The 16,535-nt window shown below is 66.1% G+C and carries 15 protein-coding genes; 7 read left to right on the top strand and 8 right to left on the bottom strand.

Annotation, left to right across the window (positions count from 1 at the left end; genetic code table 11):
* Nucleotides 1–179 precede the first annotated feature (179 nt).
* The 6 genes from RUU78_RS07515 to RUU78_RS07490 form a co-directional block, all read right to left on the bottom strand.
* Nucleotides 180–1,322, bottom strand: a complete 1,143-nt coding sequence (locus tag RUU78_RS07515) for a hybrid sensor histidine kinase/response regulator (RefSeq protein WP_313915202.1) — start codon at nucleotides 1,320–1,322, stop codon at nucleotides 180–182.
* A complete protein-coding gene (locus tag RUU78_RS07510) occupies nucleotides 1,319–1,912 on the bottom strand; it encodes a chemotaxis protein CheB (protein WP_313915201.1) in 594 nt (197 codons plus the stop codon). Before RUU78_RS07510 ends, RUU78_RS07515 begins: the two co-directional genes overlap by 4 nt.
* Nucleotides 1,909–2,751 carry a protein-glutamate O-methyltransferase CheR gene (locus RUU78_RS07505; RefSeq protein WP_313915199.1) on the bottom strand — a complete coding sequence of 281 codons (843 nt, stop codon included), beginning with the start codon at nucleotides 2,749–2,751 and terminating at the stop codon, nucleotides 1,909–1,911. Before RUU78_RS07505 ends, RUU78_RS07510 begins: the two co-directional genes overlap by 4 nt.
* Nucleotides 2,748–6,185 (bottom strand): response regulator, encoded by a 3,438-nt coding sequence (locus RUU78_RS07500; protein ID WP_313915197.1) that lies wholly within the window; start codon nucleotides 6,183–6,185, stop codon nucleotides 2,748–2,750. Before RUU78_RS07500 ends, RUU78_RS07505 begins: the two co-directional genes overlap by 4 nt.
* 263 nt (nucleotides 6,186–6,448) lie before the next feature.
* A complete protein-coding gene (locus tag RUU78_RS07495; RefSeq protein ID WP_313915330.1) occupies nucleotides 6,449–6,850 on the bottom strand; it encodes a KGG domain-containing protein in 402 nt (133 codons plus the stop codon).
* Between the two features lie 304 nt (nucleotides 6,851–7,154).
* Nucleotides 7,155–7,484, bottom strand: coding sequence for a hypothetical protein (locus tag RUU78_RS07490; RefSeq protein ID WP_313915195.1), 330 nt, complete (start codon nucleotides 7,482–7,484; stop codon nucleotides 7,155–7,157).
* On the opposite strand from RUU78_RS07490, the gene RUU78_RS07485 reads away from it, so the two are divergent.
* From RUU78_RS07485 to RUU78_RS07455, 7 genes are all read left to right on the top strand, one after another.
* Entirely contained in the window at nucleotides 7,483–8,133 is a 651-nt protein-coding gene (locus RUU78_RS07485) for a GIY-YIG nuclease family protein (RefSeq protein ID WP_313915193.1), read from the top strand. The genes RUU78_RS07490 and RUU78_RS07485 overlap by 2 nt on opposite strands.
* A 197-nt stretch (nucleotides 8,134–8,330) precedes the next feature.
* On the top strand, nucleotides 8,331–11,144 hold the full coding sequence (ligD, locus tag RUU78_RS07480; protein WP_313915191.1) for a DNA ligase D: 2,814 nt from the start codon (nucleotides 8,331–8,333) through the stop codon (nucleotides 11,142–11,144).
* Between the two features lie 118 nt (nucleotides 11,145–11,262).
* The gene (locus RUU78_RS07475) at nucleotides 11,263–11,835 is read left to right on the top strand and encodes a DUF4142 domain-containing protein (RefSeq protein WP_313915190.1); all 573 of its coding nucleotides are present in this window, start codon (nucleotides 11,263–11,265) and stop codon (nucleotides 11,833–11,835) included.
* A 66-nt stretch (nucleotides 11,836–11,901) separates the two neighbouring features.
* Nucleotides 11,902–12,657, top strand: a complete 756-nt coding sequence (locus RUU78_RS07470) for a BON domain-containing protein (RefSeq protein WP_313915188.1) — start codon at nucleotides 11,902–11,904, stop codon at nucleotides 12,655–12,657.
* 139 nt (nucleotides 12,658–12,796) lie between these two features.
* On the top strand, nucleotides 12,797–13,411 hold the full coding sequence (locus RUU78_RS07465) for a hypothetical protein (protein ID WP_313915187.1): 615 nt from the start codon (nucleotides 12,797–12,799) through the stop codon (nucleotides 13,409–13,411).
* Nucleotides 13,412–13,438: 27 nt separating this feature from the next.
* The gene (locus RUU78_RS07460) at nucleotides 13,439–14,032 is read left to right on the top strand and encodes an isochorismatase family cysteine hydrolase (RefSeq protein WP_313915185.1); all 594 of its coding nucleotides are present in this window, start codon (nucleotides 13,439–13,441) and stop codon (nucleotides 14,030–14,032) included.
* Between the two features lie 13 nt (nucleotides 14,033–14,045).
* The gene (locus tag RUU78_RS07455; RefSeq protein WP_313915183.1) at nucleotides 14,046–14,516 is read left to right on the top strand and encodes a YetF domain-containing protein; all 471 of its coding nucleotides are present in this window, start codon (nucleotides 14,046–14,048) and stop codon (nucleotides 14,514–14,516) included.
* Nucleotides 14,517–14,720: 204 nt separating this feature from the next.
* Here RUU78_RS07455 and RUU78_RS07450 read toward each other — a convergent pair whose 3' ends face one another.
* Both RUU78_RS07450 and RUU78_RS07445 read right to left on the bottom strand, forming a co-directional pair.
* The gene (locus RUU78_RS07450; protein WP_313915182.1) at nucleotides 14,721–14,990 is read right to left on the bottom strand and encodes a hypothetical protein; all 270 of its coding nucleotides are present in this window, start codon (nucleotides 14,988–14,990) and stop codon (nucleotides 14,721–14,723) included.
* A 115-nt stretch (nucleotides 14,991–15,105) separates the two neighbouring features.
* Nucleotides 15,106–16,137 carry a CorA family divalent cation transporter gene (locus tag RUU78_RS07445; RefSeq protein ID WP_313915180.1) on the bottom strand — a complete coding sequence of 344 codons (1,032 nt, stop codon included), beginning with the start codon at nucleotides 16,135–16,137 and terminating at the stop codon, nucleotides 15,106–15,108.
* Between the last annotated feature and the right edge of the window lie 398 nt (nucleotides 16,138–16,535).

Below are 16,535 nucleotides of genomic sequence, written 5' to 3'. Positions count from 1 at the left end.
CCGCGCCGGTTAGCAACCACCTCCGAAAAATGCGTGACGGTGGGCTGGCGCGGGAGCCACGTCCGCAGCACAGCGTGTCCGCGACTGCGGAAAAATGCGCCCACATGCTGACGACGCACGGCCCGCCACGCCCCGGCGCGAACACGCCGCGCCGGCCTCGCGAGCGCATCGGCGAAACCTCAGCCCTCCCGCCGCCCCGGTTTGCTCTCGCGCGGCAACAGCACCTCGAACACCGTCTTGCCGTCCTCGCAGCGCGCCGTGACGTCGCCCTCGTGCGCGTCGACGATCTGCTTGACGATGTACAGGCCCAGGCCGAGGCCGTCGCCACGGCCGCGGTAGCGGCCGTCGCGGAACGGCGTGAACAGCGTCGGCAGCACGTCTTCGGCAATGGAGCCTACGTTGCTCACGCGCAAAACGATACGTTCCGGCGCACTGCCGTCGAGGGTGATTTCCACCGCGGAATCCGGCTTGCCGTGTTCGACCGCATTGCCGATCAGGTTGCTCAGCGCCTGTTCGAGGCGGTCGCCGTCCCAATGGCCGCGCAGGTTGCCGGTGAGATCCAGCAACAGTTCGCGCCGCGGCGTCATGACTTCGCGCTCGGCCTTGATGCGCGTCGCGATGATGCCGAGGTCGGCTTCTTCCACATTGATCGCGATGCCGCCGGCCAGGCGCGCGCGCGCCAGGTCGAGCAGATCGGCGATCATGCGGTTCATGCGCCAGCCCGTCTGCACGATCAGGTCGGCGCTGTTGCGCGTCGCCGCGTCGGCCGAGCGCTGCAGGATGGAACCGGCGAAGATCATCGCGCTCAGCGGATTGCGCAGGTCATGCCCGAGCACGGCGACGAACATCTCGTTGAGCTGCAGCGTACGCGTGCGCTGGTCGAGCTCGTGGGCGAGCTGGCGCTTCTGCCGGTACAGCTGGAAGAACACCTCGGCCTTGCTGCGCAGGACGAAGGGCTCGATCGGCTTGTGCAGGAAATCCACCGCGCCCGAACCGTAGCCCTTGAACTGGCGCCGCGAATCGCTCAGCCCGGCGGTCAGGAAGATGATCGGCACATGCCGCGTGCGTTCGCTGCCGCGCATCAGTTCGGCCAGCTCGAAGCCGTCCATGTTCGGCATCTGCACGTCGAGCAACGCCAGGGCGACGTCGTTGACCAGCAGCAACTCCAGCGCCTCCGCGCCGGAGCGTGCCTGCAACAATTCCACATCGAGATTTTCCAGCAGCGCCGAGAGCGCAAGCAGGTTCTCTTCGAGATCGTCGACGATCAGGCATTTGACCCGCTCCAGCGACGGGAACGGTGCCGGCAGTTCGTGCCGGTTCATGCGCGCCCCGCGCGCGGGAGCGCCTGAAACATGGTCATGATTTCTTCCAAGGTGAGTACATGGTCAACGGAAATGCGCTCCAGCGCCGCCGCGGGCATCTGCGGCATGCGCGCGCTCTCGGGCTGCTGCACGACAGTAAGGCCACCGGCGCGCTGCACTGCCTGCATGCCGGCCGCTCCGTCGCTGCCGGCACCGGTCAGCAGCAGCGCGAGCAGCCGGTCGCCGTAGACCGCCGCGGCGGTCTCGAACAGCACGGAGACGGACGGCCGCGAGAACTCGACCGGTTCGTCCATCGACAGGGCCAGCTGGGGGCCCTCGTCGATGAGCAGGTGGTAGTCCGGCGGCGCGAAATAGATCGTACCCGCGGCGATCGGATCCTTGTCGTGGACCTCGCGCACCGGCAGCTTGCAGCGCGGCGCGAAGACGTCGACCAGCAGGCTGCCGCGCTCGCGCGGCAGATGTAGCACGACGAAGACGCTCGCGCGCGTGTCCGCCGACAGCGCGGGCAGCACGCGCGTCAGCGCCTCGACGCCACCGGACGACGCGCCAATCACGATGGCCTCGACGGGACGGTCGAACCGGACGCTCATCGCGCGTCCGCCTTCTGGTAGATGCGGTCCTCGCGCGCCACTTCGACGAACGAATCGGCGTGGCTGGAAAAACGCAGCGACTCGCGCAGGCCGATGCCGAGAAATCCCTTGCGGCACAGCGATTCGTGGAAAAGGTCCAGCGCACGGCTCTGCAGTTCGCGGTCGAAATAGATCAGCACATTGCGGCACGACACCAGCTGCACTTCCGCGAACACGCTGTCGGTGGCGAGGCTGTGGTCGGAGAACACGATGTTGCGGCGCAGGTTCTTGTCGAAGATGACGCGGTCGTAGGCGGCCGAATAGTAGTCCGACAGCGATGAGCGCCCTCCGGACAGATGGTGGTTGCGGGTGAAGTCGGCCACCTTGGCCGCGTCGTAGATGCCGGCCTCGGCGCGGCGCAGCGCGTTGGGGTTGATGTCCGTCGCGTAGATCAGGCTGCGTTCGAGCAGCCCTTCCTCGCGCAGCAGGATGGCCATGGAATAGGCCTCCTCGCCCGAGCTGCAGCCGGCGATCCAGATCTTGAGCGACGGATAGGTGCGCAGCAGCGGCACGACTTTCTCGCGCAGCGCGCGGAAATAGCTCGGGTCGCGGAACATGTCACTGACCTGCACCGTGAGGTAGTCGAGCAATTCGGCGAACACGTCCGACTCGTGCAGCAGGCGCCCCTGGAGCTGCGAGAGTGTCCGGCAGTCGAAGCGCAGCATCGCCGCGGACAGGCGCCGGCGCAGCGAGGCTCGCGCATAGCGCCGGAAATCATAGTGGTAGGCGTGGTAGATCGCCTCCACGAGCAACTTGAGCTCGACGTCGTTGACGGACGGATCGGTCGGCACCAAGCTCACCGCGGCATCCAGATCCGTACCAGGGACAGCAGACGGTCCACGTCCAGCGGCTTGGCGATGTAGTCATTGGCGCCGGCGGCGAGGCATTTCTCCTGGTCGTCCTTCATCGCCTTGGCGGTCAGCGCGATGATCGGCAGACGGCGCCACTCGGGGCGCCGGCGGATCTCGCGCATCGCGGTGAAGCCGTCCATCTCGGGCATCATGATGTCCATCAGCACGAGGTCGATGGTCGCATCCGGCGACTTGTCCGCGCGCGCGAGCACGTCCAGCGCCTCGCGGCCGTTGCGTGCGATCTCGATCTTCGCGCCCTTGGGCTCCAGTACGCTCGACACGGCGAAGATGTTGCGCACGTCGTCCTCGACCACGAGGATGCGCCGTCCCTCCAGCGCCGAGTCGCGGTCGCGCGCAGCGCGCAGCATGCGCTGCCGGTCCGGCGTCAGCGTCGATTCCATCTGGTGCAGGAACAGGGTGACCTCATCGAGCAGGCGCTCGGGCGAGCGCGCGTCCTTGACGATGATGGACTTGGAGAAGCGCCGTAGCGACTGTTCTTCGTCACGCGACAGCGCACGCCCGGTGTAGACGATGACGGGCGGGAACGACACCTCCTCGCGCTCGGCCATCTTCTGCAGCAGCGTATAGCCGCTCATGTCGGGCAGGTTGAGATCCAGCACCATGCAATCGAAGGTGTTCGCCTGCAGCGCCGCGAGCGCCGCGCCGGCGGAGTCCACGCCGACGATGTTGACGTCGTCGGCGACCAGCAGCTGGCGCACGCTTTCGAGCTGCACCGCGTTGTCCTCGACAACGAGCACGGTGCGCAGCCGCGATGTGCTGATGGCTTCCATCTGGCGCAGCGCGTCGATGAGCTGCGAGCGCATGACCGGCTTGACGGCATAGCCCATCGCGCCGCGCTCCAGCGCCTGCTGCGCGTAGTCGGCCACCGACACGACATGGACCGGGATGTGCCGCGTCAGCGGGTTGCGCTTGAGCTGGTCGAGCACACCGAGACCCGACTGGTCCGGCAGGTTGACGTCGAGCAGGATAGCGACCGGACGGTAGCGCGTCGCCGCGACGAGGCCATCGCCGCCACGCTGCGCCACGACGCAGGCAAAACCGGTTTCGCGCGCCACGTCGCGCAGGATCGTCGCGAAGTTGGGGTCGTCCTCGACGACGAGCACGCAGCGGTCGCCATCGGCCAGCGTATCGCGGTCGTCGTCGATCGCCGCCGGCGCCAGCGGCGGATCCTGCCGGGATGCTCTTGGCAGCGCGAGCGGAACGACCGCAGCCGGAGGAATTTCGGGTGCCACGATGGCGCCCTCGACCGGCTGCGTCGGCAGGGTCAGCACGAAGATGCTGCCCTTGCCCGGCGTGCTGCGTACGAGGATGTCGCCGCCGAGCAGGCGGGCCAGGTCGCGCGAGATCGACAGCCCGAGGCCGGTGCCCCCGTACTTGCGGTGCATGCTGCCATCGGCCTGGCGGAAGGCCTCGAAGATCACGTCCTGCTGCTGCTCGGGAATGCCGATGCCGGTATCGTGCACGGCGAACACGACCTGGCCCTGCTCGCCAGCGGACACGCGCAGCGCGACCTCGCCACGCTCGGTGAACTTCAGCGCGTTGGACAGCAGGTTGCGCAGGATCTGGCCCAGCCGCAGCGGATCGGTCAGCAGTTCCACCGGCGCGCCGATCTCGATCTCGCAAATCAGCTGCAGCCCCTTGTCCTGCGCGACCGGCCGGAATGTGCGCACGAGCGCATCGGTGGCGGCGACAAGGTTCACTTTTTCACGATTGACCTCGACCTTGCCGGATTCGATCTTGGCCAGGTCCAGGATGTCATTGATGATCTCCAGCAAATCCTTGCCGGCCGAGGAAATCGTCTGCGCGAACTTGACTTGCTCGTCGGTGAGATTGCCCGGCTTGTTGTCCGCCAGCAGCTTGGCCAGGATCAGCGTGGAGTTCAGCGGCGTGCGCAGCTCGTGGCTCATGTTGGCCAGGAACTCGCTCTTGTAGGTGTTGGCACGCTCGAGCTCGGCCGCCTTGTCGATCAGCACGACCTGCGAACGCGCCAGCTCGTCGCGCTGATGCTCCAGCTGCTGGGCGAATTCTTCGAGCTGGGTATTGGTCTGTTCCAGCTCGCTCTGCTGGTTTTCCAGCTGCGCGCGCGACGCCTTGAGCGCGTTGCTCTGCTCTTCGAGTTCCTCGTTGCTGACGCGCAGCTCTTCCTGCTGGGTCTGCAGCTCCTCGGCCTGCTGCTGGGTTTCCTCGAGCAGCTCCTGCACGCGCGCGCGGTCCTTGGCCGTGCGCACGGCGATCGCGAACGCTTCGGCGGCACGGCGCAACAATTCCTTTTCGGGTTCACGCACCGGGCGCAGGAAACCCAGCTCGAGTACGGCTTGCACGACGCCGTCGATGGCGGTCGGCAGGATCAGCAGTTCGCCGGCTTCGCCGCGGCCCAGGCCCGAGCTCAAGGGCAGATAGCCCGGTGGCAGGTGGCGTACATGCAGCAATGCACGATCCTTGATCGCCTGACCGACCAGGCCTTCGCCGAGACGCTGGTCGGCCCGGTCGCTGCCGCCGCTGGGCGCGTGTGCCGCGACCTGATGGAAGCGGCCGCCGCCGGCCAGCACATAGACCACGCCGACGGGCGCTTCCATGTAGCGCGTGAGGAAGGCCAGCGCGTTCTCGCCGATCGATTGCAGGCCCTGCTCGCCGAGCAGGCGTTCGGCCACGCCGGCCTGGCCCTTTCTCACCCAGGCCTCGGTTTCGCGTGCCCGGTATTCGCGTGAAGTCGCGACGGCGGCAATCAGGATCAACCCGAACAACGTCGCCGCACCACCCATCGACACCCAGACGGTGCGATCGGAAGCGTCACGCCAATCTTTTTGCTGTCGTTCCTGCTTGCGCTGCTCGTTGTCATCGATCTCGGCAGCGACCGCGCGAATCTTGTCCATGACCAGTCGGCCGCGATCGCTCGCGAACATGGCGAGCGCGGCGGCGCCGTCGCCACGCTGGCGCAGGCTTACCGTCTCGTCGAGTTCGGCCAGCTTCTCGAGCGTGAGCTGGCGCAGCGTGACAATGCGGCGCTCCTGCTCGACGTCGTCGGCCATCAGTTCCTGCAGGCGCTGCAGGCGTGAATCGACACCAGCCTTGGCGAGCGTGAACGGCTCCAGGTAGCGCGCTTCACCGCTGAGCAAGAAGCCGCGCTGCCCGGCTTCCGCATCTTTCATCAGCGACAGGCTGTCGGCGAGCGCGGCCATCACGGCGGCCGATCGCTCGACGCGCGCAGACGTGACCGTGCGATTTACCAGCGAGTCATAGGAAAACCATGCGATGAGCACGACGGCGAGCGCGGCGAGCGTGAACCCGATCGCCGTGCGCAGCGGCAGGAATCCGAGCGAGCGGAGTCCACGCAGATCTTCCACCACCAACGAATGGGGCATGCAGGAACCTTGTAGGCTGATGGGGCGCAGAAGAAAGGGCGTTCGACCGTGCCAACAAGGCAGAGTCCGCCGCTGTTTCTAGCAACATACGCCTTGGAATGCCATCCCCGGGATCTCGGGTCAGCAGCCGGATGAACAATCAGCCTCTGCAAGCCTCGAACGGCACAAAAAATGTGATCGAAACGTGACGGAAAGGCGGCTCCACGACGCCGATCAGAGAGCGGCAGGCACCTGCGATGCCTGCCGCCAACGGACGGCCATCCTCAGAGATCGCGCCTTGCCGGCGCATCGAGACCGGCGCCATTGTCGCGACGATCGCTGGTATGGCGCTCCGTGCGGCGTATCTCTTCCTCGCCACCGGTTTCGCCACGCGCGGCAGCGGCCTTGCGATGCGCATTGCCGCGCGCTTCTCCACCACGCCGGCCGATTTCGGCCATGTGCTCACGATTCTGGCTTACCGCTTCGCCGCCCTTGCGGCCCGCTTCGCGCGCCTCTTCGGACGTGAACTCGTGCGCTGTGCCGCGCGCATGTGCGGCCCGTCCGCCTTCACTGGCGATGGCGCGCTGACGGCTCTCGTCCATGGACGCGAAGCCGCGCCGGCTCGTGCCGTTGCTCTCGGCGGAACGGCTCTCGGCAGCTTGGCGGGATTCATCGCCGGTCTGCACCGAGTCGTCGGGTTTGCGCTGGTCGTTCGGGTTCATTGCACTCTCCATAGGGTGACCATCCTTCCTCGCTGCGACCGCCCTGCCATATACGCGGACGGATGATCTGTCTGTCAGGCGGCGAGGAAGACACCGCAACGACCATGCCAACCGCACTCAACAACTTTCGCGCATTCATGTTGGAACCTATTCACGCGCGCATCACGCGCTTCACGCGGCGCATCGGATGAAAATCGGGCGGAAATCAGGCGGGCGCGCCCACAGTTGACTCTGGTATGCGTGAGTGCGACGTCATTGCAAACACGATTCAGCCGTACCTGTCGCGAGATCCCTCGCAGACCTGCGCCGATTGGCCGACGCTCGCTCCACGCGCGGGACCATCAGGCACGCCGATGCTGCGCCGCGGCCGGACGAAACCGCCGAGGCGGTCCATGCGCTGCGCAACGCGCTCAATGCCGTGGTCATGAACGCCGCGGTGCTGGAGCAATATCCACTGCCCGACCGCGCCCAGATCATCGCGCAGGAACTCCGGATCGCACTCGCCCGCAGCCTCGAGGCGCTGAACCGGTTCGCCCTGCTGGTTCGGTGGTGGTGCAATCGATCGCTCGTCGACGCCAGTCGTCGCAGAATCCGGCATGGATCACGACGCCCCGTTTCCGTTCGCTTCGACCAGCAGCGTCGCGCGCGCCTTCCTGTACGTGCTGCCCTGCCACGGCGAAGACCTGCTCAAGCTCGGCTTCTCGCGCGATCCGCTCGCGCGCATGCAGCAGTTGCACCCGCGCTACTTCGAGTTTTTCGATACCGAACTCGCCTTCGCCGTGGAAACCGAGACCGTACGCGATGCGCGCGCGCTGGAAACACGGCTGGGTCGCGCGCTGCAGCTGCATGCCGCGCCGGCGCCACTGACCGTGCCGATCGACGCCGGCGGCGCCACCGAGTGGTACCGCGGCGCCTATGCCGCGCTGGATACCGCCGCCACGACGCTGCTGCGCGACGGCTATCGCCTGCATCGCCCGCTGCGCGGCTGGATCCGCGAACGCCTGCTCGCGAGCGCCGAACTGCTGTACGCCTGGACCGCCCTGCTGCATCCGTTGGAACTGGAAGCGCGCGGCGCGGCCAGCCGGGCGAGTCGTGCCCAGCGCCGCGTCGCCGACGTGCTCGACGCCTACCGCAGCGAAGACATCGACCTGAGTCGTTGGCTGCCCGCCGCGGTGCTCGAATGGCATGACGCGGCGAGCCTGACCTCGGTTCGCGACTGCCGATTTGCTGGACCGTCGTTCTCGTGATCAGCACCAGATCTCCACAACCCTGGCCAAACGCTTCGCGTTCGGCCGCCCCCTTAACTTAAGGGGGCTCCAAAAAAGTAAAAGGCCAGCCCTTTTGAGCCCTTTCCTTCAACGGTCAGGGGTAGCGTTTCATCCGGCAAGCGAATTGCAGCACGCATCGCCTGATCGCCTACCTGCCCTCGTGCAATGGAGCTGCCATGAGCCTGACCGCGTACCAGCGCAAGCGTGATTTCTCCCGTACGCGCGAACCTGCGCCGCGCGCGGGCGCCGCGGCCGGGCAGCGCAGCCTGTTTGTCGTCCAGCTGCACCACGCAAGCCGACGCCACTACGATTTCCGCCTGCAGGTCGGGGATACGCTCAAGAGCTGGGCCGTACCCAAGGGGCCGAGCTTCGATCCGGCAGTCAAGCGCCTCGCTGCCGAAGTCGAAGACCATCCGCTCGACTACGCCGACTTCGAAGGCGAGATTCCGGCCGGCGAATACGGCGGCGGCCACGTCGCGCTGTTCGATCGCGGCGTATGGACCTGCGACGGCGACGTCGAGGCGCAGCTGCGCAAAGGGCATTTGCAGTTCGAACTCTTCGGCGAGCGGCTCAAGGGTGGCTGGCATCTCGTGCGCACGCGGCGCGGTCGCAGCGGCCACCCCGAATGGCTGCTGATCAAGCAGCACGATGCCTACGCCGGCCAGCGCGAAGCCGACGATCTGCTGGCCGGGGTGACGCGCCCGCCCGCCGCGACTGGGCCGGCCTCGAAGACGGCCGCGAAGAAGTCCGCGAAGCGCGTCGCGACCGCGCGCAAGTCTCCTGCACGCAGCGGCGCCCGCAGCGCGCCGCAACCACGCCGCGGCCGCCGCATCGACTGGGCCGTGCGCGCGGCCGCGCTGCCCGCGGCACGGCGCGGTGCACTGGCCGATGCGCCGTTCGAGCCGCAGCTCGCCCAGCTGGCCACGCAGCCACCCGCCGGTGACGGCTGGCTGCACGAACTCAAATGGGACGGCTATCGCCTGCTCGCCGTGATTCGCGGCGGCACGGCACGACTGTGGTCGCGCAACGCGATCGAGTGGACCGCAAAGCTGCCCGACATCGTCGCCGCGCTGGAACGTCTGGGTGTCGAGCAGGCTGCCCTCGACGGCGAACTCATCGCCGGCAACGGTGCGCACCAGGACTTCGCCCTGCTGCAGTCCACGCTGTCCGGGCAGGCCCAGGCGCGCCTGAGCTACGTGCTGTTCGACCTGATCCACCTCGACGGCATCGACCTGCGCGCGAGCCCGCTGCACGCGCGCAAGGAATTGCTCGCGCAATGGCTCGGCAAGCCCCCGGCGCGTCTGGCCTACAGCTCGCACATCGCCGGCGACGGCGCGGCCGCCTTCGAACTCGCCACCGCCCGCGACTTCGAAGGCACCATCGCCAAGCGCGCCGACGCGCCCTATCGCAGCGGACGCAGCGACGACTGGCGCAAGATCAAACGCGCGCACAGCGACGAATACGCCGTCGTCGGCTATACCGCGCCGCGCGGCAGCCGCAGCGGCTTCGGCTCTCTGCTGCTCGCGCGCCACGTGGACGGCGCCTGGCAGTTCGCCGGCCGCGTGGGTTCCGGCTTCGACGACGCACAGATGCGCCAGATCGCCGCGGCACTGCCGGAAAAGACCAGTGCGACACCCAGTGTGCCGGTCGAGGCCATCGACACCGACCTGCGCACCGCGCGCTGGTTCGCGCCGGCCTTCGTCGTCGAGGTCTTCAGCCGCGGCCAGGGCCGCCAGGGCCTGCTGCGCCAACCTTCCCTCAAGGCGATACGCATGGACAAGAACCTCCGCGATCTGCGCAGCGACGCACCCACCGCGCGCACGCGCAACACCAAGGGCGCCGCGCCGAAAAAGAAACCCGTGTCGGCCGCGCGCGAAACGTCGCCAGGGAAACCGGTGCCCGTTGCAACAGCAACGCCGGCAAGGAAGAAAACCGCGCGCGCTGTGGCAACGACCGCACCGAAGAAATCAGCCGCGAACAAACCAGCCACGAACAAGCCAGAAAAGAAATCCGCGCCGGGCAAATCAGCAGCGGAAAAATCAGCGTCCGCAAAAGCCGCGCCGAAAAAATCCACACGCGCCGCCACGAAAGCTCCAGCCGCTAAACCCGCACGCAAGCCAACAGCCGCGGCACCGCGGCTGACCAGCCCCGAACGCGTCGTGTTTCCGGACGACGATATCCGCAAGCAGGATGTCGCCGACTATTACCGCGCTGTCGCGCCGCTGCTGCTGCGCGAAATCGCCGGCCGGCCCGTGTCGGTCGTGCGCTGTCCCGACGGCATCGGCCAGGCCTGCTTTTTCCAGAAACATCGCACTGCCGGCATCACCCAGGTCGACCGCGTGCGCCTCAAGGAAGAGTCTGGCGCAACGCGCGACTACCTCGTGGTCAACGACGAAACGCAACTGATGGAACTCGTCCAGTTCAACGCGCTCGAGTTCCACCCGTGGGGATCGACCGCGGCCAGACCTGATCGCGCCGACCGGCTCGTATTCGATCTCGATCCCGGCCCCGGCGTAACCTGGGCCGCGGTCAAGAGCGCCGCCAGGCAGCTGCACGACCTGCTCGCAAAGACCGGGCTCGAATCGTTTCTGCGCACCTCGGGTGGCAAGGGCCTGCACGTCGTCGTGCCGCTGAATCCCGGCTGCAGCTGGAACCTCGTCAAGCGCTTCGCCCAGGGCTTCGCCGCGAGCCTCGCGCAAAGCGAGCCCGAGCGCTATGTCGCCGTGGCGAGCAAGGCCAAGCGCAACGGCGTGATCTTCATCGACTACCTGCGCAACGGCCGCGGCGCCACGAGCGTGGCGTCGTACTCGCTGCGCGCGCGCCCCGGTGCGCCGGTCGCCATGCCGCTGGCCTGGAGCGAGCTGGCGCGACTCAAAAGTGCTGCAGCGTTCGACCTGCATTCCGCACGGCGACGCATCGCCCGTCGTGCGCAGGACCCCTGGTCCGGCATCGATGAAGTCCACCAGAACCTCGCGCGCTGGGCCGATTGAGGCTGTTTCCGCGAGCGGCGTCCACAAATCATGATTGGCACATGGCTTGCTGAAACCAGCGCGAAGCGCCGCAGGCGTGGATTTTCGTTCCCAGCAACCGAGTCAGCCGGAGATCGCCATGATCGTCACCAAGTACCTTTCCGCCTTTGCCACCGGCCTCGCCCTCGCCGTCGTCGGCGTAGCGACCGCACAGAATCCGCAACCCAACGCTGCCGAACAGACCGCGCCCGCTCCACAACCTGCGGCCGGCGACAGCGAAGCGCTGAGCACGCTCAGCGTCGTGAACAAGCACGAGATCGCCGCGGCCGAGCTGGCCCAGTCGAAGAAAATCGACAGCGCGACAATGGGCTACGCGAAGATGCTGCAGACCGATCACACGGCTAATCTCAAGAAGGTCGAGGAGATCAGCCAGATGACCAAGGCGCCGATCGCCGAAACACCAGCGGTGAAGGAATTCAAGGACAAAGCCTCCGCCGAACGCGACACGCTCGCCAAGCTCGATGGCCCTGCCTTCCAGACCGCGTATCTCGACGCGATGATCAAGGGCCACGCCAACCTGCAGAGCATGATCGACAGCAAGCTGCTCCCCGGCGCAACCGATGTCGCCGTGCAGCAGCATCTACGCACAACGCGCGAAAGCGTAGCCAAGCATCTGGACCAGGCCAAGCAGCTGCGTGGCCAGGCCAAGTAGTTCGCGAAATCCCGTACAGATGCGTAGTCCCATCCCCAGCACACGCTGCCTCTACGGAGAACCGGCATGAACCGAAACAGCAATCCACGTGACCGCGCGCCGCGCAGCGAACCGCAGCGTGACCTCGGCGAATACGCCGGCGTACAGCGCGACAGCTACGGTCGCTACGACGAAGATGATTGGCAAGCGCGCGAGCAGCACGCCGGCGAGCGCTGGGGCTATGGCGATTTCTCCGCGGAGCGTGGCACGAGCTACGGACCGCGCAACGACGGGGATCGCCACGGTTCGCCGCATACATCGGGCGACGCCCAGCGCGGCGACTACCGCCACCACTACGGCGCGGAACGCGGCCACACTCACGACAGCGGCTACTACGGTCACGGCGCTGCATCGAACCCGAATTCCGCCGCCTCGCATCCAGGCCGTGGCGGCTTCGGATCCGGCGCCAACGGCGGCTATGCAGAACACACGAGCGGCCAGCCCGGCAGCGGCGCCTACGGCCATCCGCGCGCTCGTCCCGGCGAGGATTTCCGCGGTCGCGGTCCGAAGAACTACGTGCGTTCCGACGAACGCCTGCGCGAAGACATCAGCGAACGGCTCACGGCCGATCCGGATATCGACGCGAGCGAGATCGAAGTCCAGGTCACCGACGGTGCCGTCACGCTGAGCGGCCACGTCGACCGGCGCCAGACACGTTATCGCGTCGAGGACCTCGTCGACCGCTGCCACGGCGTCGCCAGTATCGATAACCGCCTGAACATCGGACCGGCGCAGACCCGCGGCAGCGGCGATGCGACGAACCTGACGCCGCCGAAGACGTAGGCGTCACCCGCGACCCGCCAGCGCGGCGACCCCAGTTTCACAGCAGCGCCATCGATCTGGCGTATGTGCGCCGTGCACCCCAAATACCATTTACTACTTTTCCACTTAGCACGTTTACCACCTAGCAACGGAGAGTCCCATGGCCAAGAAATACGATCAGAAGCAGGTAGAGGAATTGCTGTACCAGGCCCTCGAAACCGAACAAGGCGGCATCAAGATCTACGAAACGGCGATCACCTGCGCCGTGAACGATGACCTGCGCAAGGAATGGGGCGAGTACCTCGAGGAGACGAAGACACACGAGAAAGTGCTGTTGAACGTGTTCGAATCACTCGGGCTCGATCCTGCTACGCGCCCGCCGGGCCGTGAAGTGGTGGGACACATCGGCAACTCGCTCGTAAGCGCGATGGAGATGGCCAAGGCCGCCGGCGACCCGGCCGCTGCCGAACTCGTGGCGTGCGAGTGCGTGGTGCTGGCCGAAACCAAGGACCATCAGAACTGGGAACTCATCGGTCATGTGGCCGAAAAGGGCTCCGGGCCGGCGATCAAGATCCTCAAGCAGGCGCACGAGGCGGTCGAAAAGGACGAGGACCACCACCTCTATCACACCAAAGGATGGTGTCGTGAGCTGTGGATCCAGTCGCTGGGTCTGCCGGCCGTGTTGCCGCCGCCGGAAGAGGTCAAGAAGGTCGAGACAGCGATCGGCGCATCACGTGCGGAGCAGGCGCGCGACGATTTGCTCAAACGGCACTGACACCCGCTTTACCCGGACACGTCACGGATGACTGCCTCCACACCGCTGAAGAGCCCCGCGCACAACGCGTGCGCGGCGGCTCTGCTGATGATCGACTTCATCAGTGAGTGGCGCATTCCCGATCGCGCAAAGCTGCTGCGCCAGGTCGAACGGGCCGTGCCGCAGGCGGTACGCCTGATGACCGCAGCGCGGCGCGCCGGCGTTCCCGTGATCTACGCAAACGACAACTTCGGCCATTGGCGCTCAGATTTCAGTGCCGTGTGGTCTGCGGCTATTGCCGCCGGCGAGGCACCGGCCCGCATCGCCACGGCCGTTGCGCCGGAGGAATCCGACTATCGCGTGCTCAAGCCAAAGCATTCCGCGTTTTTCGGCACGCCGTTGGACCTGCTGCTGGAACACCTCGGCGTGTCCACCGTGGTCCTGTGCGGCGTCGCGGGTAACCAATGCGTCACCGCCACAGCGATCGACGCGCACATGCGCGACTACAGACCGATCGTGGCACACGACGCGTGCGCGTCCAGGACTCCTGCCCTGCACCGCCATGCGATGGAGCAGCTGAAAGACATCGGGATTGGCGTGGTCGCCGCATCAACCGTGCGGTGGGCATCCCTGAAAGCGTGACCGGAGAAGAACCGTGTTCTCGACCGATCTGAGTTCCTGGGAGTTTGTCGCACGCGCCGCAGTGGTCTACTTCGCGATCATGGTGCTGGTCCGCATCTCCGGCAAGCGCACCGTTGGCGAGTTCACGCCGTTCGACCTCGTTGTCGTCATCCTGATCGGCGAGTCCACGCAAGGCGCGTTGACCGGTGGGGATGAATCGGTGATCGGCGCGCTCATCGTGTCGGCGACGCTGATCGCGCTGAACTACACCGTCGGCTTCGTCACCACGCGCAGCAAGCTCGCAGACAAGATCGTCGAAGGTGAAGCGGTCCTTCTGGTGCGCGACGGCTGCGTCCTCGCCGAGGCGTTGAAACGCAACAACCTGCCGGAGTCCGATCTCGACGAGGCGCTGCGTGCCGAAGGCGTGGAGGAACGCAGCGAGGTGCGCCGCGCGTTCCTGGAAACGGACGGCACCATCAGTGTCATCAAGCGCAAGCCCGACTGAGCAGAGCTGCACTGCCGCCGCCTCATTAATCACACATGTACTAATCCGCTCGGTCGAAGGCGCAACGAGCCGCGCTGCCACCGCCCGACCCAGCCACCCTCAGGTGCCGGACGGTTTCGTGGTCGGAGCACTCGCAACCGGCCGCTGGGAACCTGATCCGGGCAGATCCGTGTCCGATTATGGGTTGAGCAGCACAAGCGTCCCTCATCGGGCGCCGCCGGAACGACGCTTCTTCGCTGTGATGATCTGACCCACGATCGCCGTCACGAGAATGCAGCAGTTGGTCACCACGAAGACGATGCTGCCGACCATCGCGCTGTAGACGATGAAACCGATGGACGCGACGATCTGCCCGGCGAATAGCCACTGCGATACTCCTTGTGCCGAGTCGTCGTTGGCTTGCTTGATTACCTGCTGCACCAGGGTTGCCATCAGAACCGCTGAAGCGGCCCAGCCAACCACATCGGGGTTCATATCATCTCCAGTGGCTACAAATCGGCGCTAACAGATCGGGGCCAACCAGGGCTCGGCCCACCCAGTCGGCATCAACGGAAAGTGTTACGGAGGTGCCTCTCTCCTCGGCGCTACATCAGAACCAGCCCCTGTGCCGGGCCAGCGCGATGGCAGTCGTCGCTAACAGTGCCATCGCGCCGACTGCAGTCCAGAATCCGGCCGCCTGGGTCTCGAACAGCGGTGCGTCGAAGTTCATTCCCAGGATTCCGGCGATCACGGCGAGCAAGCCCACCACCACGGCGATGAAGGACAGCAGCCGCATCGAATCATTGGTCTGAAGTGCGATCTGGCTGGTGAAGAGCTCGAAACTTCCGACGACCAGATCGCGGGTATTTTCCACCATGTCCATGGCCCGTTCGTAGCGCGTGTCCAGCGCCGCGAAATGCGCATCCGCTTCCGCGGCTTCTCTGGGCCGGAAATCGGGACGCGACAGCGCGGAGAACACAGCCCGGTGCGGCGCAAGCATGCGACGCAGGCGCGATGCAGCCTTGCGCAGGCGCCGCAACTCAGGAAGCGATTCGCGTTGTCGTTCAGTGAGGATGCCCACCTCCAACCGCTCGATCGCGATTTCGAAATCCGCGACGGTGTCGAAATACGTGACGAGATGCCAGTCCAGCAACGAAGCCACGAAGCTCTCGGCGCTCAACGCGCCAATGTCGGAGCCGGCCGCTTCGCGGTCGAACAGCGCATCCACGAAAGGCAGCGGATCATCGTGCATGCTCACGACCGCGTTGCGCGTCGCCACCAACGTCAGGACCCGGCCGCGCAGCGCGAGTCCATCGTTTCCACTGACCGCTACGACGCGAACCCAGAAGACTTCGCCGGCCTTGCGCAGGCAGGGGGTGGTTCGCGCGGAACCCACTTCAGCCTTTGCCGCCAGCGGCAACGCCAATGCCTTCCACACCTCGTCAAGACGACTGGGGCTCGGGTTCGTGAGATCGACCCACAGCAGACGATGATCGCTGAGCTCCACCGCCGCGAGATCGCCACACGCGACCGCGGCGTCCCTGCCGCGCGCGTCGAACAGCCGGGCACGGCATGAGTTTCTTTCGTCCGCCGTTGAACCGTCCATCGAGTCGTTCCTGGGGTCCTGTTCACTGGTGTGCACGCTACGGAACTCCTCGTGATTCACACGTAAAGCCCGAACGCGCAAAGCCGATTGAAGCGTCATGCAAAAACAACGCGGGCTTCATCCGAGGTGGACTCATGCGTCGCCGACTGGCCGGGCCGTCCACTAGGCCTTGCTCACGCTGGTTGCCGCCGAGGCAGGTCTGGCGCGAGCGGTGCTTCGGACCTTCGCAATAGCCAAGCCGAATCTGACAGCGGCGCACATGAACTCCGGAATGCGATGCACGCAAAACGTGCTTCTGGCGCCCCCGACATGCCGGCACGGTTCCCGCCGCACGACGGAGCGCTGGCCGAGAGGCAAAGGCGCGACATGTTCATTTTGCAGGCTCATCGCGGAATCGTGTGGGTGATTCCGGCATCCAGTAGTTGCTGTCACGT

The organism is Tahibacter sp., assembly GCF_032229445.1.
Taxonomy (GTDB): domain Bacteria; phylum Pseudomonadota; class Gammaproteobacteria; order Xanthomonadales; family Rhodanobacteraceae; genus Tahibacter.
This window is presented reverse-complemented; position numbering and strand designations above follow the sequence as displayed.

Coding starts and splice junctions, on each gene's coding strand:
- RUU78_RS07515 (WP_313915202.1), bottom strand. CDS start 1,322: ATGAACCGGCACGAACTGCCGGCACCGTTCCCGTCGCTGGAGCGGGTC.
- RUU78_RS07510 (WP_313915201.1), bottom strand. CDS start 1,912: ATGAGCGTCCGGTTCGACCGTCCCGTCGAGGCCATCGTGATTGGCGCG.
- RUU78_RS07500 (WP_313915197.1), bottom strand. CDS start 6,185: ATGCCCCATTCGTTGGTGGTGGAAGATCTGCGTGGACTCCGCTCGCTC.
- RUU78_RS07485 (WP_313915193.1), top strand. CDS start 7,483: ATGGATCACGACGCCCCGTTTCCGTTCGCTTCGACCAGCAGCGTCGCG.
- RUU78_RS07490 (WP_313915195.1), bottom strand. CDS start 7,484: ATGCCGGATTCTGCGACGACTGGCGTCGACGAGCGATCGATTGCACCA.
- ligD (WP_313915191.1), top strand. CDS start 8,331: ATGAGCCTGACCGCGTACCAGCGCAAGCGTGATTTCTCCCGTACGCGC.
- RUU78_RS07475 (WP_313915190.1), top strand. CDS start 11,263: ATGATCGTCACCAAGTACCTTTCCGCCTTTGCCACCGGCCTCGCCCTC.
- RUU78_RS07470 (WP_313915188.1), top strand. CDS start 11,902: ATGAACCGAAACAGCAATCCACGTGACCGCGCGCCGCGCAGCGAACCG.
- RUU78_RS07465 (WP_313915187.1), top strand. CDS start 12,797: ATGGCCAAGAAATACGATCAGAAGCAGGTAGAGGAATTGCTGTACCAG.
- RUU78_RS07460 (WP_313915185.1), top strand. CDS start 13,439: ATGACTGCCTCCACACCGCTGAAGAGCCCCGCGCACAACGCGTGCGCG.
- RUU78_RS07450 (WP_313915182.1), bottom strand. CDS start 14,990: ATGAACCCCGATGTGGTTGGCTGGGCCGCTTCAGCGGTTCTGATGGCA.